Annotated in this window: 13 protein-coding genes; 2 read left to right on the forward strand and 11 right to left on the reverse strand. The window is 66.9% G+C overall.

The features are described 5' to 3' along the window. Positions 1-29 precede the first annotated feature (29 nt). Together I73_RS04500 and I73_RS04505 are read left to right on the forward strand one after the other, a co-directional pair. The gene (locus I73_RS04500; protein ID WP_022979520.1) at positions 30-2,027 is read left to right on the forward strand and encodes a cation:proton antiporter; all 1,998 of its coding nucleotides are present in this window, start codon (positions 30-32) and stop codon (positions 2,025-2,027) included. 96 nt (positions 2,028-2,123) lie between these two features. Then, entirely contained in the window at positions 2,124-2,693 is a 570-nt protein-coding gene (locus I73_RS04505) for an adenine phosphoribosyltransferase (protein WP_022979521.1), read from the forward strand. 26 nt (positions 2,694-2,719) lie between these two features. Here the strand turns inward: I73_RS04505 and I73_RS04510 are convergent, their stop codons facing one another. The 11 genes from I73_RS04510 to yidD form a co-directional block, all read right to left on the reverse strand. Further along, positions 2,720-3,196, reverse strand: a complete 477-nt coding sequence (locus I73_RS04510; RefSeq protein WP_040499541.1) for a Crp/Fnr family transcriptional regulator — start codon at positions 3,194-3,196, stop codon at positions 2,720-2,722. A 69-nt stretch (positions 3,197-3,265) separates the two neighbouring features. Further along, on the reverse strand, positions 3,266-4,639 hold the full coding sequence (locus I73_RS25905) for an MFS transporter (protein WP_022979523.1): 1,374 nt from the start codon (positions 4,637-4,639) through the stop codon (positions 3,266-3,268). A gap of 70 nt (positions 4,640-4,709) precedes the next feature. Continuing rightward, positions 4,710-5,690, reverse strand: a complete 981-nt coding sequence (locus I73_RS04520) for a DUF535 family protein (RefSeq protein WP_022979524.1) — start codon at positions 5,688-5,690, stop codon at positions 4,710-4,712. 479 nt (positions 5,691-6,169) lie between these two features. Then, positions 6,170-6,634: a hypothetical protein gene (locus I73_RS04525; RefSeq protein ID WP_026096303.1), complete on the reverse strand. Its 465-nt coding sequence runs from the start codon at positions 6,632-6,634 to the stop codon at positions 6,170-6,172. After that, positions 6,634-7,863 carry an AAA family ATPase gene (locus I73_RS25910; RefSeq protein WP_083876541.1) on the reverse strand — a complete coding sequence of 410 codons (1,230 nt, stop codon included), beginning with the start codon at positions 7,861-7,863 and terminating at the stop codon, positions 6,634-6,636. Before I73_RS25910 ends, I73_RS04525 begins: the two co-directional genes overlap by 1 nt. After that, complete coding sequence (locus I73_RS04535; RefSeq protein WP_026096304.1) at positions 7,860-8,321, reverse strand: CHC2 zinc finger domain-containing protein; 462 nt, start codon at positions 8,319-8,321, stop codon at positions 7,860-7,862. The genes I73_RS25910 and I73_RS04535 overlap by 4 nt, the downstream gene beginning before the upstream one ends. A 131-nt stretch (positions 8,322-8,452) precedes the next feature. Then, complete coding sequence (locus I73_RS04540) at positions 8,453-8,722, reverse strand: AlpA family transcriptional regulator (RefSeq protein ID WP_022979525.1); 270 nt, start codon at positions 8,720-8,722, stop codon at positions 8,453-8,455. Positions 8,723-9,296: 574 nt separating this feature from the next. Then, positions 9,297-10,526: a site-specific integrase gene (locus tag I73_RS04545; RefSeq protein WP_026096305.1), complete on the reverse strand. Its 1,230-nt coding sequence runs from the start codon at positions 10,524-10,526 to the stop codon at positions 9,297-9,299. Positions 10,527-10,712: 186 nt separating this feature from the next. After that, positions 10,713-12,113 (reverse strand): tRNA uridine-5-carboxymethylaminomethyl(34) synthesis GTPase MnmE, encoded by a 1,401-nt coding sequence (gene mnmE / locus I73_RS04550; protein ID WP_026096306.1) that lies wholly within the window; start codon positions 12,111-12,113, stop codon positions 10,713-10,715. A gap of 255 nt (positions 12,114-12,368) precedes the next feature. Continuing rightward, positions 12,369-14,021, reverse strand: a complete 1,653-nt coding sequence (yidC, locus tag I73_RS04555; protein WP_022979528.1) for a membrane protein insertase YidC — start codon at positions 14,019-14,021, stop codon at positions 12,369-12,371. Next, a complete protein-coding gene (gene yidD / locus I73_RS25915) occupies positions 14,018-14,413 on the reverse strand; it encodes a membrane protein insertion efficiency factor YidD (protein WP_022979529.1) in 396 nt (131 codons plus the stop codon). The genes yidC and yidD overlap by 4 nt, the downstream gene beginning before the upstream one ends. Positions 14,414-14,620 lie beyond the last annotated feature (207 nt).

Consider the following 14,620-nt stretch of genomic DNA (forward strand, 5'->3'; position numbering starts at 1 on the left):
GGCCACCTCCCTGCCCCCTGTCCCCACCCATGGCCACCACGCTCGAAGTCGTCCTGCTGTACCTGATCGCCGCCGTGCTGGGGGTGGTGGGCTGCCGCCTGCTCAAACTCCCGCCGATGCTGGGCTATCTGGCCGTGGGCGTGCTGATCGGCCCCAATGCCCTGGCCGTGGCCAAGGACTCCAGCGCGATGGCCAACCTGGCCGAGTTCGGGGTGGTGTTCCTGATGTTCGCCATCGGGCTGGAGTTCAACCTTCCCAAGCTCAAGAGCATGCGCACCCTGGTGTTCGGCCTGGGCCTGACCCAGGTGGTGCTGACCGTGCTGGGTGCTGTGCTGGGCAATCTGCTGCTGACCACGGCCACTTCTTGGTTCGGCCTGCCCTGGGACCTGGGCTGGCAGGGCGCCTTCGTGCTGGGCGCGGCCATGGCCATGTCCTCCACCGCCATCGTGGTCAAGCTGATGGCCGAACGGCTGGAGCTGGAGAGCGAGCACGGCCGCCGGGTCATGGGCGTGCTGCTGTTCCAGGATCTGGCCGTCGTGCCGCTGCTGGTGCTCATCCCGGCCCTGGGCAGCGGTGGCGAAGGCCTGGTGACCGCCCTGGGCAGCGCCCTGGTCAAGGCCGTCATCCTGCTGACGCTGCTGCTGGTGGGGGGACAGCGGGTCATGCGCTGGTGGCTGACCCTGGTGGCCCGGCGCAAGAGCGAAGAGCTGTTCATGCTCAACCTGCTGCTGGTCACCCTGGGCCTGGCCTGGCTGACCGAGCACTTCGGGCTCTCGCTGGCCCTGGGCGCCTTCGTGGCCGGCATGCTGGTGGCCGAGACCGAGTACAAGCACCAGGTGGAAGCCGACATCCGGCCCTTCCACGACGTGCTGCTGGGCCTGTTCTTCATCACCATCGGCATGAAGCTGGACTGGCACCCGGTCTGGGACCACTGGCTGCTGGTGCTGATGCTCACCACCCTGCCGGTGCTGACCAAGGCCGCCCTGGTGGCCGCCCTGGCGCGCGGCTTCCGGGCTGCCCCCGGCGTGGCCCTGCGCACCGGCCTGTACCTGGCCCAGGCGGGCGAATTCGGCTTCGTGCTGCTGACCCTGGGTGGCGAGCACGGCCTGATCGACCCGCGCTGGCAAAGCCCGGTGCTGGCCTCCATGGTGCTGTCGATGCTGGCCACGCCCTTCGTCATTCTCTACAGCGACCGCATCGTGCTGCGCCTGGCCAGCAGCGACTGGTTGATGCAGTCGGTGCAGCTGACCGCCATCGCCAAGAAGGCCATCCGCAACCAGGCCCACGTCATCATCTGCGGCTACGGACGCAGCGGCCAGAACCTGGCGCGCCTGCTGGAACAGGAACACATCCCCTACATGGCGCTGGACCTGGACCCCGACCGGGTGCGCCAGGCCGCCGCCGCCGGGCAGAGCGTGGTCTTCGGCGACGCCGCGCGGCTGACCAGCCTGGTGGCCGCCGGCCTCTCGCGGGCCAGCGCGGTGGTCATCAGCTACCACGACACCCCCTCGGCCCTGAAGGTGCTGCACCTGGTGCAGCAGCATGCCGCCCAGGTGCCGGTGGTGGTGCGCACCCTGGACGACAGCGACCTGGAGAAGCTGCGCGCGGCCGGCGCCACCGAGGTGGTGCCCGAGGCCCTGGAAGGCTCGCTGATGCTGGCCTCCCAGGCCCTGGCCCTGGTGGGCGTGCCGCTGCGCCGGGTGATCCGCCTGGTGCAGGACGCCCGCTACGAACGCTACGGCCTGCTGCGCGACTACTTCCATGGCGCCGATGACGACACCGCCAGCGAGGCCCAGCAGCCCCGGCTGCGCACCGTCAGCCTGCCGCCCGGCGCCGTCAGTGTGGGGCGCACCCTGGGTCTGCTCGCCCTGGACGCACTGGGTGTGCACGTGGTGTCGGTGCGCGGCCCCGACGGCCATGTGCGCGCCGGCGAGGACGACTTCATGCTGAGCGCCGGGGACACGCTGGTGCTCTCCGGGCGCCCGGAAGCCCTGGCTCTGGCAGAAGCCCGGCTGCTGACCGGTTGAGCCACACCCCCCCGACGGTTGACGGCCGCAGGGCGCTTGGCGGCACAATGCCGGCCCGCCCAGGCCTCGCGCGCCGCTGCGCGCGCACCAAACACCATGTCCCTGCCCCGCCCCGACCCCCTGCTGGACCGCCCCACCGAGCTGATCCGCAGCACCATCCGCACCGTGCCCGATTGGCCCGAGCCGGGGGTGCAGTTCCGCGACATCACGCCGCTGCTGCAGAACCCGCGCGTCTTCCGGGTGCTGATCGACCAGTTCGTGCACCGCTACTTCGATGTGCGCCCCGATGTCATCGCCGGCCTGGACGCGCGCGGCTTCATCATCGGCTCGGTGCTGGCCTATGAGCTGGGCATCGGCTTCGTGCCCATCCGCAAAAAGGGCAAGCTGCCCTTCACCACGGTGGAGGAAACCTACGAGCTGGAGTACGGCAGCGCCACGGTGGAGCTGCACACCGACGCGGTGAAGGCCGGCGACCTGGTGGTGCTGGTGGACGACCTGATCGCCACCGGCGGCACGATGATGGCGGGCAAGCGCCTGCTGGAGAAACTGGGGGCCACCGTGCTGGAAGGCGCGGCCATCGTCGACCTGCCCGAGCTGGGCGGCTCGGACCGCCTGCGCGAGGCGGGCCTGCCGCTGTTCACGCTGGTGGATTTTTCAGGCCACTGAGGGCCTGACGAGGGAGGGTGCCGCTGTCAGACGATGGGCTGACCGCGCTCCAGGTTGGCGCGCATGCGCTCGGCCATCACCGCGCCGATGGCGCGCAGCAGCTCGATGCCCAGATCGGGCACCCGGACCAGCAGCTCCTCGAACCGAGGGCGAGTGAGCACCCACACCACGGCGGGCGACATGGCCTCGACCTGGGCCATGCGCGGGGTGTCGCCGAACATGCTGGGCTCGCCCACCACCGAGCCGGGCCGCAGGATGGCCACCGGGCGGCGCTGGGGGGCGGGGCTGCCGGTGTCGGGCACATAGACCTGCAGGTTCCCGCTCTCGAGCAGGTACATGTTGCGGTCCTGGTCGTGGAAGCGCACCAGCATGTCGCCGGCGCGCAGCTTGTGCTGCTGCAGATAGCTGCCGAACTGCGCCCAGCGCTTGGCATCAAAACGGGGGCGAAAGGCGTCCGGTGCGTTCAGCGACGCGGTGGCTTCGACCAACTGCTCGATTGACATGGCCTTGTCCCAGGAAGTGAAGAAGCCGCGCCCCACGACTGTCTCCCCGTGGTGGCAACGGTGCGCCGATTATGCGAGGCGCCCCCTCGCGGGCCAATCCCCTGGCTGGAGGGCGGGCACACGTCTGTCCGCCCACGGGTGCCGTCTGTCCATCGTGCCGGGCCCACGCGCCGCACGGCGCACGCTCAGGCCGCGGCCTGCGGCATGCCGGCACGCAGCCAGCCCCGGCGCACCATCGCCACGGCCAGCAGCGCCAGCAGACCGTTCAGGGCCAGCGCCTCGCGCACGCCCCAGGCGCTGACCGTCAGGCCGGTGAGCAGGCCGCCCAGCGCCGTGCCGCCGCGCATGGCCAGCATGAACAGGCTGACCGTCTGGCCCCGGATGGCGGTCGGCGCCTGGGACTGCAGCCAGGCATTGGCCGAGGCATTGGCCACCGTCATCGCCAGCCCGCCGGCCACGAACAGCAGGGGCAGCGCCCCGGCCCAGGGGTTCAAGGGCCGACAGCAGCACCACCGCCGCGAAGCCGCTGGCGGCCCAGGAGGCCAGCGGCCGGCGGTCGCGCGCCGGATCCACCGCCATCAACAGCAGGCCGCCCAGCAGCCCGCCCACGCCGAAGGCGCTGACCGTCAGGCTGAACTGCGCCACATCGGCCTGGAACACCGTCTTGACCAGCACCGGGCAGAAGGTCAGCAGCGTGCTGCACAACAGGCTGCCCACCAGCACGGTGAGCACCGCACCGCGCAGGGCCGGCTGGGCCAGCACCGCACGCGCACCGGCCAGCAGCTGGCCATCCCCGCCGCCCTCGGCCGGCGCCACCGCCCGCACCGTGGCCCGCGGCAGGATCCACAGCGCCACCGCGATGAAGGGCAGGTAGGACGCGGCACTGACCGCAAAGGCCCCCACCGCGCCGATGCTGGCCATCAGCACCCCGGCCAGCGAGGGCCCCAGGATGCGCGAGAGGTTGAACTGCGTGGTGTTGAGGGCGATGCCGGTGGGCAGTTGCCGGCGATCGACCAGGGTCGAGACGATGGTCTGGAAGGAGGGCATGGACAGCGCGTCCGTCACCCCCACCACCAGCGAGAGCGCCACGATGATCCAGGGCTGGATGGACCCATGCAGCAGCAGCCCCACGATCAGCAGCGGGCACAGCATCTGGATGGACTGCAGCACGGCGATCAGACGCCGGCGGTCGGCCCGGTCGGCCAGCACGCCACCCACCAGGGTCAGCAGCAGGCCCGGCCCGCCCAGGGCGAAGGAATCCAGCCCCAGCAGCCAGGGCGAGGCGCCCAGCGACAGCAGCAGCCAGGGTTGCGCCACCTGCTGGGCCCAGGTGCCGATGTTGGACAGCAGGCTGGCCAGCCAGAAGGTGCCGAAACGCCGCGTCAGCAGCAGTTGCAGCGAGGCGTGGAAGGTGCTGGGGGAAGTCCCCGGCCTCAGGCTCATGTCGACACCGCGTCCCTCGGAAAGAGGGACCGATTGTGCGTGCCTGCGACGCGGCGCGGCCGTGGAGACGTCAGGCCGCGGCCCGCTCCAGCGCGAGACTCAGGGACGGTGCCAGATGGGGTTGCAGGCGCAGGGGCAGACTCGCCAGCAATTCATTGCGGCGCCGATACATGCTGCGCTTCTTGGACGGCACCTCGGACAAAAGGCGCTGCCCGCCATCATCCAGCGGCAGCACCCAATGGCCGTCCGCGTTCAGGGTGCCCCCCTGCTCGCCCCAGAAGGCACGGTAGTCGAAGTGGTAGCTTGAGCGCAGCAGGCGACGGCGCAACCGGGCCTTGACATGCAGGTCCACCCCCAACAGCTGCTGTCCGGCCAAGCGGGCCAGCACCTTCAGGACGGCCAGCACGACATGCGGCGGACGCAGGCCATGGAAGGCATGTGTGGCCCGTCGGATTTCATCGAGCGCCAGGGCCTCCGACAGCTTGGGCCCTTGCACGCAGCCGAGCATGAGCCGTTGGCCTGGCAGGACACTGAAACTCACCGAGGACAGGCGCACGCCCTGGGCGCCGCGCAGGGTCACCGACCACAGCCCCTCCTCCATGCTGTACTCGTTGGGGCCCAGGTCGATCTGGCAGTCCTCGTGGCTGAGCAGCACCACGCGCCGCCCCTGGTGAAGCTCGCGCAGGGCGGCTGCAGACAGCATCTGCTCGGTGCCCAGCACGCTGTGGGCGAACACCTCGAAACGCCGGCTCAGGGAGAGTCGGCGGTCGGCCAGCTCACGAACCAGGGGGGTGAAGGCCTCCGTCCCACGCTGCAGGACGACCCCGAGCAGGGTGCTGCCGCGCAGCTGCTGCTCCAGCCCAGGCCTCAAGGCGCGGGCACGGACATAGGCCAGGCCCACGCTGACCATGCGACCCAGATTCACGGGACTGGTGCGCATGTGCCGCAGCAGCGCGAGCAGGGAGGGCCACTGAAGAGCCGTGGCGCCCTCCGGTTTGGCATGCGGGCCCGGATCCGTGGCCTCGCCGATGGGAATCGGAATCGCATTCATCGTGACATGCGACAAGAAGGCCCAGGCGGTTGCGAGCCTTCTTGTCTTGATAAGGTACTGCGGGGAGAAACATCTTAGATACAAAGTGGCCCCCGCGGGCGACTACGTCAGTTTCAAGTTAGAAAAATGACAGCTTTTCGAAAGATAGGCACCTGATCGCGTCGAAAATATGACAGAAGACCGCCTTTGGCGCCTGTCTCTTCACTTGCCGATGCAGAAAGGAACTTTCATCACTAAACCATTGATAGGAAAAGGGACCTAATTTCCAACAGCCGAGCTTGGACTCAAACTTGGACTCTAAAAAGTCCCGTCACCACCCGGCCGATGCTCGTAGGGCCGCCGTCCGTTGCACAGGCTTCCGCTGCGTACTGCGCACCTGAACTGCGTACCGGTCTTCATGGTCGTGCAATGTAGACAGAGGATGCGTGCACCCACTTCGGGCTCAGGCGCACACCCCTCTGCTCTCAGTGCGCCCCCCGTCACCTCACAGCTAAGAAGCCGGGACAGCGCTGCGGTAGGCTAGCCAAGTCGCTCCCCACCGCAGGGTCAGTCAATCCAGCCCTCCGATGGTTCGCACAATGTCCTGGGCAGTAATGCAGGCAGTCCGCTGCACATGCCACCCGGTCATCGCCCATTGAGGCATCGCTATTCAGCCGCTCGGCCAATGCTCGGGCCTGCGCCTCATCCCACCCGAACATCACCAGGCGCTCAAAGCGTGCCGCCATTCCTGGCGGGTCGGGCTCCTGAACTTCGGATTGGGCACCTTTCGTGGCCTCCTCTTCGGCATCCAACAGCGCCAGCAGTGACTGCCTGTGTGCACGGATGGCCTGCCTCACGTCCTCGGCCAAAGCACTGGCGGGTGACACCTTGATGCCGCCATCGGTGGTCAATGCCAAAGCAAAGCCCGTAGCGCGCAGGTATTCCAATAGGTCGAGCGCACCCATCAGAACACCTCGCTATCTTCGTCAAGCGGGCCAAGAGGGCCAACAGTGCCAGGGATTTCTGGAACTGATTCCTTGGCACCCTTGGCACTCTTTGACCCTTGGCAGTCCCAGCCCTGTACATCGTCAGTCATGCCCCAAAGCCAGGCAGTAGCCTCCTTCCGAGACTCGATCCCTAACCGCTGCTTGGCGCGCTTGAGCGTGCGTTCCGAATGGCCTGCATTGCGGGCTTCGCTCAAGAGATATTTGGCAGGTTTTGGCCCAAGTCTCAGTTCGCTGCGGAGAAACGCGCACGCCTCGTCAAGCGCGGTCTCTTCCTCGTCGCCTGCATCGGCTTCGGCCTCGGCCAGCACCTCGCGCGCCGTGCCCTTAAGCGGCTCCAGCCAGCGTACCCGCTGCCCTTCCACTTCCGGCGCCACCTCCACGCGCTCCAGGCCATATGCGAAGCCGCCATCGTCGGGGCCAATGTTTGACTTGGCACGCACCAGCACACGGCGCGACTCATCGCCGTCCTCTTGCTTGACCTTTGCTGCCACCAAGACCAAGCGGGCCAGCGCTGCGAAAGCCAAGCTGCCGGTGATGCGCTCCACCGGATCACGTCCTCCCGTGCCCTTGCTGAAGTGCGTTATGCCCAGCACCGCGCACCCTAGGCGGTGTGCCAGGTCCACCACCGGCTGCAGCGAGCGCCGCACATCGTTGGACTTGTGCCCGTCACCCGTCACGGCAGACACGATGGGGTCAAGGATCAGCAGCCGGGGCGCCGCCAGTTTGCAGGCCGTGGACTCCAGCAGATCCATGTGTCTTCCGGGGTCGAAGCCTTCCCCTTCGCAGCCAGTCAGCCCGTCGATGAAGTGCACCCTGCGCATGTCGGCCCCAGATGCCACCAGACGTGCCGCCGTCACCGGGGCCGGGTCTTCACCGCTCCACACCATCACATCTCCGGCCTGGCGACAGCGTGTGCCATCAGGCCAGGTGCCTGCCATGGTGATGGTCGCGGCCAGGTCCAGTGCAATCGTGGTCTTGCCACAGCCCGGCGCACCGCCCAGTAGCGTCAGCATCCCAGCAGGCAAGAAGCCAGGCCACGCCCACTGCACAGCTTCTAGCGTCACCGCATCACCACGCAGCAGCCGCACGCCTGGCGTAGGCGGTGGACCAGCGTCTTGGCGGGCAGCCAGCACTTTGGCGCGGTCGGCATCCAGCTTGGCCCAATCGGGCTTTGGAAGTGCACTCATGAGTTCACCTCCAACATGATGTTCTGAATGGTTCGGGCGGCTTCGATCAGGCGCAGCCGGTCATCCGCGTCTGGCACCGCCTCGGCGGTAGCCAGGGCAGTGCAGGCGATCAGCCATGCCTCAGACTGAAGAAGTGTCAAAGCAGCCGATGCCGAGAGTGTGGTTCGGCGGGCTGGCGCTGCCCGCGTGCCGTCTTCCACAGTGGCGCCCAAAGCCTCGGCGGCCTCCATGAAGTCGGCAGCGTGGGCCTGCATGTGATACGCCAGCACATCACTGCCATGCACGCCGCAATTCATGCACTTGAAGGCGCCTGTCTCGGTGTTGACGCGCATAGAGTCGCTGCCACCGTGGAAGTTGCAGCGAGTGGTCTTCCACCCGCCTGGCCCCTTGAGACTCAGCCCCTCAGCCTCGAAGAACGCCTGCGGATCTGGCAAACGCTCGTGAATGAACCTCCTCATGACGACGCCTCCCCCCATGCAACTGAGTGGATCTGCCACGCAGCATGAGCCGTGTAATTCCCGTCAGATTCGGTCTGTGCAGGCGTGACCAAGCCCGGCGCCTCGGCGCCGTGTGCTTCGTTTAGCATGTTTTAGACCTCCGCCAGTGCGTTGCCGCGGCTGGCGTGCAGCCTGGTTACCAGGGCGCGGATTTCGGCCTCAGTCTTGCCCGCGATGCGCGCAGCGTTGAGCGCTTCGACTTCGCCGGCAGGCCATCCGACTGCGCGTGCGCCGAGTGAAATGGGCTTGGTCCACAAGCCCTGGGAGATGCGAAGGTAGATCGTGGAGCGGGAGTAGCCGGACGCGGCTTCCGCTTGTTTACGCCTGAGGATGATCAGCGCGGTTTGGAGAGATGGAGGCATGGTTTCCTTTGCGTGAGATGTGTACACGCGCCGGGCACACGCACCCAACCATTCGCCAAATTCGGCGCATTGGTGTACGCTCGCACTTGTCTACCGTTCAAAGTTGACAAAGCGCCCCGGCGCTACTCTTGAGAGTCCTCATCGCGTTCCAGGCGTTGAGGACTTTCCCCTTTCTGGGCAACAGAAGTACTGCTCTTCCGAACAGATTGTTTTCTTTGTCCGTCAAGGTCTTTCGATTATGGCCGCTGCTGAACGTATAAGAACAGCACAGAACGTCTGTAGACTGGAGAGATGGGGCTGCTGGTCCGGTCCTGCTGCCCTCTCGGCGCCATAGGAAACTACCTGTTCTCGCAGTGAACCAGCCCCTTGCATGATGTGGGCGTAGCCGCTGGTCAGGATCTCATTCACCCCGGTCTGAGGGGGCTCCTGGTCGCCTTGTCAGTGTGCAATGTGCACGCAGTGCTGGCGCTGGTAATGGGGTCGGCGTAGTTAGGTTGTCTTTGCCGCTCGTCATTAAGTAGGAAGGCGATCTTGGCAGGGGCATTCGCCTTACACCCCTACACCCCAAACTCGCTCAAGCCACCCGTCGAAATCGCCCCAAAAGCACCTTTCCAGCGACCTCCGCCGTGGTGTTGGTCAGAAGCTGCTCAATAAAGTCAGCCCAAAACTGCAGCATCTCGCGCCGTTGGGGCTCGTATTCGGCCCGGTTGTAGACCCCGCGCACGCCGCCAATGGTGTGATTCATCGCTTTTTCCACCACATCTGACGGCCATCCGTTCTCGTGCAGCAGCGTGGAGGCTGTGCGCCGCAGATCGTGCACCGTGAAGGCAGGGACGGCTTGCCCCTGCAGTGCCGTTTTCAGCGCCGAGTTGATGGCGTTATGGGCAAATGGCTTGCTCAGGCTGGAGCGCCCCGGCATCACCAATTCGCTGCCGCTGGCCAGCTTCTTCAGTTCCTCGAATAGCACGATAGCCTGCCTCGACAGATAGACGATGTGAGGCTTTCCCGTTTTGCTGTTTTCTACGGGGATGTGCCATTCGGCTTGCTCTAGGTGCACATCCCGCCAGCGTGCCAGCAGCAGTTCAGACTTCCGCACCATCGTCAGCAGAATCAGATGCAGGCCGATCTTGAACTGGCGCCGAATGTTGGATTCAAAGGCTGCCTGCAGAAAGGCCCGGATTTCATCGGGAGATAGGGCTCGCTCCCGTGGCTTGGCCTTGTGCACATGGCGCATGGGCAGCGCCAGAACCGGGTTATTTGCGACCAGGCCCGCCGTCATGGCGAAGTCAAAAAGACGCTTCAGCACGCCACGAATTTGGCCCGCAGCCGCATCAAAGCCTTCGTCCTTCTTTTTCCAAACGATAGCCCGCACATCCTCGGTGGTCACTTCACTGACGGGCTTGGCACCAATGGCGGGGACGATGGCCTTGTCAAAGTACCGGCGCGGAATGGTCAAGTCCTTCCGATCCTTGGCAACGATCTCCCGAAAGAACCGCTCCCCGAACTCGGCCACCGTTGCCTGACTGTCCGCCGCCGCCTTGGCACGCTGCTTTTGATCTGCAGGGGACGTGCCGAGCACCACTAGTTGCGCGGCCTCATCTCGCTTGAGGCGTGCGTTTTTCAGCGTCAGTGCCGGGTACTTGCCGAGGGTCAGCTTCTCCTGCTTGCCGTTCAAGCGGTAGCGGTAGCGCCACACCATGCCCCCGGTGGGGAAGACCTCCACATAAAGCCCACGGTCATCGGCCACCGTGTAGGTCTTCTCCCTGGGCTTCAATGCCTTGAGGGCTGCGTCTGTCAGTGCCATGTCTGCCTCACCTGTGTCCATGTAGCGCAAGCAAAAGTCCAAGAATGGCCTCTTGGACTCACTCTTGGACTCAACAAGTGTCGGCTCTTTTGAGGTCTGGCGAAACCTCTTAGGAACAAAAAAGCCCGCTGCTACGCGGGCTTATGGCCGTCTCTCGGACGTTGATAGACCTCTCAGGAACTCACTCTATTTTCCGATGCAGAAGCGGCTGAAGATTTCGCCCAGCAGATCGTCGGCGCTGAAGCGGCCGGTGATCTGCTGCAGGGCCTCGTGCGCCAGGCGCAGCTCTTCGGCCAGCAGGTCCAGCGCGGCATCGGCCTGGTCGGCGTGCGCGGCCGCCAGCGCCAGGTGCTCGGCCGCTTCGCGCAGGGCCTGCACATGGCGGGTGCGGGCGATGTAGACGCCCTCGGGCGCGGCCTGCCAGCCGGCACGCTGCAGCAGCAGCTGGCGCAGCGCGTCCAGGCCCTGGCCGGTGCGGGCGGAGATGACGATGGCCGTCTCGCCTTCGGGGTGGTCGGCCAGCGCCTGGCTGCCGCTGTCGGCCTTGTTGAAGACCTGGATCCGGCGCGCCGGATCCACGCCCTGCAGCTTCTGGGCGATCAGCGCATCGGCGGCCTGGTAATCGGCGTCGCGCAGGCGGGTCAGGTCGTGCAGGAAGAGCACCGCGTCGGCGCTGGCGATGGATTCCCAGCTGCGCGCCATGCCGATGCGTTCCACCTCGTCGCTGGCGGCCGCGTCCTCGCGCAGGCCGGCGGTGTCGGTGATGTGGATGGGCACGCCCTCGATCTGGATCGTCTCGCTGACCCGGTCGCGCGTGGTGCCGGCAATGGGCGTGACGATGGCCAGCTCGGCGCCGGCCAGGGCGTTGAGCAGCGAGCTCTTGCCCACATTGGGCTGGCCGGCCAACACCACCCGCAGGCCCTCGCGCAGCAGCGCGCCCTGGCGGGCCCGGCCCAGCACGGCGTCCACCGCGGCCTGGATGGCGCGCAGCTTGCCGCGCGCATCGGCTTTCTCCAGAAAGTCGATCTCTTCCTCGGGGAAGTCCAGCGTGGCCTCCACCAGCATGCGCAGGGTGACGATGCGCTCGGCCAGGGCCTCGATCTCCTGCGAGAAGGCCCCGGCCAGCGAGCGGGTGGCGCTGCGCGCGGCGGCCTCGGTGCTGGCATCGATCAAATCGGCCACCGCCTCGGCCTGGGCCAGGTCCAGCTTGTCGTTCAGAAAGGCGCGCTGGGTGAACTCGCCCGGCTCGGCCAGGCGCAACGGCCAGCCCAGCGCGGCACCTGCGCCCAGGCAACGGGCCAGCAGCAGCTGCAGCACCACCGGGCCGCCATGGGCCTGCAGCTCCAGCACGTCCTCGCCGGTGTAGCTGTGCGGGGCCGGAAAGTAGAGCGCCAGGCCATGGTCGATCAGGGCGCCGTCGGCCTCGCGGAAGGGGCCGTACAGCGCATGGCGCGGCGTCGGCACCTGGCCCAGCAGGGCCTGGGCCAGGGGTTTCAGGTCCGGCCCGGAGACGCGGACGATGCCCACTGCCCCGCGCCCGGGGGCGGTGGCGATGGCGACGATGGGATCCTGGTGGCGACCGAGCAGCAACATGCCTGCATTGTCGGGCAGCCCGCCAGGCGGTGTTGGCGCGGGGGGCGGGCCGCGCTCGCCGTCACCGGCTCCCGCGTCACCCTGTGCACGAACCCCACGTGACAAGAACGTGTGGTTCACCCCCGCCCCCGTGATATCGGGCGCCGGCAGGGGTGTTTCTATTCGTAAAAACCACGACGCCCCGGGGACGTGACGTCCGCCGGGGCGTTCTTTCGAGCGGATTCCAGACAGAACCCGCTCAGGCGGGCGTCAGAGCACGCCCATGCGCTTGTTGATGACGTACTGCTGGGCGATGGACAGCAGGTTGTTCGTCAGCCAGTACAGCACCAGGCCGGACGGGAAGAAGAAGAACATGAAGCTGAAGGCCAGCGGCATGATCCACATCATCTTCTGCTGCATGGGGTCGGCCTGCTTGGGCGAGAGCCAGACCTGCAGCAGGCTGGACATGGTCATCAGCACCGGCAGGATGAACAGCGGGTCCTTGGCCGACAGGTCGGTGATCCAGCCGATCCAGGGCGCGCCGCGCATCTCGACGGTGGACATCAGCACCCAGTACAGCGCCATGAAGAAGGGCATCTGGATGAAGATCGGCAGGCAGCCACCCAGCGGGTTGACCTTCTCCTCGCGGTAGATGCGCATCATCTCCTGCTGCATCTCCTGCGGCTTGTCCTTCAGGCGCTCGCGCAGTTCCATGATGCGCGGGTTGACCGCCTTCATCTTGGCCATCGACTTGTAGGCGTTGGCATTGAGCCAGTAGAAGGCGGCCTTGAGCAGCACCACCAGCAGGATGATGGACCAGCCCCAGTTGCCGATGAGCTTGTGGATGTGGTCCAGCACCCAGAACAGGGGCTCGGCCAGCACCTTGAACCAGCCGTAGTCCTTCACCAGTTCCAGGCCCGGGGCCAGGGTGGCGAGCTTCTTCTCTTCCTGCGGGCCGACGAACAGAGTGGCGTCGCTGGTTTCGGTGGCGCCCGGTGCCACGGCGGCCAGCGGCTGCACCAGGGCCACGGTGAAGAGGTCCGGACCGATCTTGGTGGTGCGGAATTCGCGCGGCGAGCCGTCCTTCACCAGCCAGGCGGTGGCGAAGTAGTGCTGGACCATGGCAATCCAGCCGTCGTTGGCCTTCTGCACATGCAGCGGCGAATCACCCGGCTGGTGCTTGGCGATGGCCTCGAACTTGACCTTCTCGTAGTGCTTCTCGTTGGTGTAGACGGCCGGGCCGGTGAAGGTGCTGTAGAAGGACGAGGTGACGCCCGGGGCCTTGTCGTCGCGCTGCAGCTGCAGGTAGAGCTGAGGCTGCAGCGGGGTGGTGCCGACGTTGGTGAGGGCGTGCTTCACATCCACGGTGTACTGGCCGCGGTGGAAGGTGTAGGTCTTGACCAGCTTGGCGCCACCCACCTCGGGCGATTCGAAGCGCACGGTCAGGGTGTCCTGGCCATCCTTCAGATCGCGCTCGCCCGGCACCGCGCTCATCAGCGTCAGGTGGGTGGGCAGCGGCGTGGCCGCGGCGCTGATGTAGCCGGTCTGAGCTTCATAGCGGTGGCCCGTCTCGTCCAGCACCAGCATGGGCTGCTGGGGATCCACATCGCTCTTGTACTTGTTCAGAGCCACCCGGCGGATGGTGCCGCCCAAGGTGTCAAAGGTGGCCGTCATCACATCGGTGTGGACGGTGAAGGTCTCGCTCTGGACGGGCGCGGGGGCCGAGGCGCCCGCCACGGCCGGCGCGGCGCCCGTGGCCGCCGCCGAGGGTACGCCGTCGTTGCCGGACGCCGCCGCGGAGGCCGCCGGCACCGGGCCACCGAACAGGGTGGGCTGGCCGTTGTGGCGGCTCCACGCGTCCCACAGCAGGACGAGCGACATGGTGAACACCACCCACAGCAGGGTGCGGCGCATATCGGTCATGAGGATGGCCTGGAAGAAGTCAGGGGAACGATGGTGGCCGGCTCGACTGACGCGGTCGTGTCAGTCGGGTTGACGGCCCCGGAAGAGGCCACCGGGACGGTGGCGCCAGGCAGCAGATGCCGGAACAAGCGGGGGCGCTCGACGGGCACGTGATCGCAGCCGCCGGTGCACCAGGGCGCGCAGCGCGCGATGCGCACCGCCGCCAGGTAGCTGCCGGCCGCAGCGCCGTGGCGCTCCAGCGCCTCGAGCGCATAGCGCGAGCAGGTGGGCTCGAAACGGCACTGGTTGCCCAGCCAGGGGCTCAGCAGCAGGCGGTAGCCCCGTACGCCGGCCTGCAGCAGCAGCCGGGGCAGCAGACGCAGGACATGGAGCGGGTGCGCAGGGCGGGACATGGCGACGCTTCAGGCCTTGCCGGCCTTGGCGGCCTTGCCGCGCGGACGCAGGCGACCACCACCATCGGCCGGCAGGGGCTGGCGGATGGCGCGGTCGAACAGCGTTTCCATCTAGGCGTGGGTCGCCTCGCGCAGGGTGTCCGACGCGGGGCTAAGGGACTGCGCACGATCGAAGGGCGCACGCAGACGCACCACCCACATGCCGCC

It is taken from the genome of Ideonella sp. B508-1, from assembly GCF_000333615.1.
In the GTDB taxonomy this organism is placed as follows: Bacteria; Pseudomonadota; Gammaproteobacteria; order Burkholderiales; family Burkholderiaceae_C; genus Ideonella.

Coding starts and splice junctions, on each gene's coding strand:
- I73_RS04500 (WP_022979520.1), top strand. CDS start 30: ATGGCCACCACGCTCGAAGTCGTCCTGCTGTACCTGATCGCCGCCGTG.
- I73_RS04505 (WP_022979521.1), top strand. CDS start 2,124: ATGTCCCTGCCCCGCCCCGACCCCCTGCTGGACCGCCCCACCGAGCTG.
- I73_RS04510 (WP_040499541.1), bottom strand. CDS start 3,196: ATGTCAATCGAGCAGTTGGTCGAAGCCACCGCGTCGCTGAACGCACCG.
- I73_RS25905 (WP_022979523.1), bottom strand. CDS start 4,639: ATGAGCCTGAGGCCGGGGACTTCCCCCAGCACCTTCCACGCCTCGCTG.
- I73_RS04520 (WP_022979524.1), bottom strand. CDS start 5,690: ATGAATGCGATTCCGATTCCCATCGGCGAGGCCACGGATCCGGGCCCG.
- I73_RS04525 (WP_026096303.1), bottom strand. CDS start 6,634: ATGGGTGCGCTCGACCTATTGGAATACCTGCGCGCTACGGGCTTTGCT.
- I73_RS25910 (WP_083876541.1), bottom strand. CDS start 7,863: ATGAGTGCACTTCCAAAGCCCGATTGGGCCAAGCTGGATGCCGACCGC.
- I73_RS04535 (WP_026096304.1), bottom strand. CDS start 8,321: ATGAGGAGGTTCATTCACGAGCGTTTGCCAGATCCGCAGGCGTTCTTC.
- I73_RS04540 (WP_022979525.1), bottom strand. CDS start 8,722: ATGCCTCCATCTCTCCAAACCGCGCTGATCATCCTCAGGCGTAAACAA.
- I73_RS04545 (WP_026096305.1), bottom strand. CDS start 10,526: ATGGCACTGACAGACGCAGCCCTCAAGGCATTGAAGCCCAGGGAGAAG.
- yidC (WP_022979528.1), bottom strand. CDS start 14,021: ATGACCGATATGCGCCGCACCCTGCTGTGGGTGGTGTTCACCATGTCG.
- yidD (WP_022979529.1), bottom strand. CDS start 14,413: ATGTCCCGCCCTGCGCACCCGCTCCATGTCCTGCGTCTGCTGCCCCGG.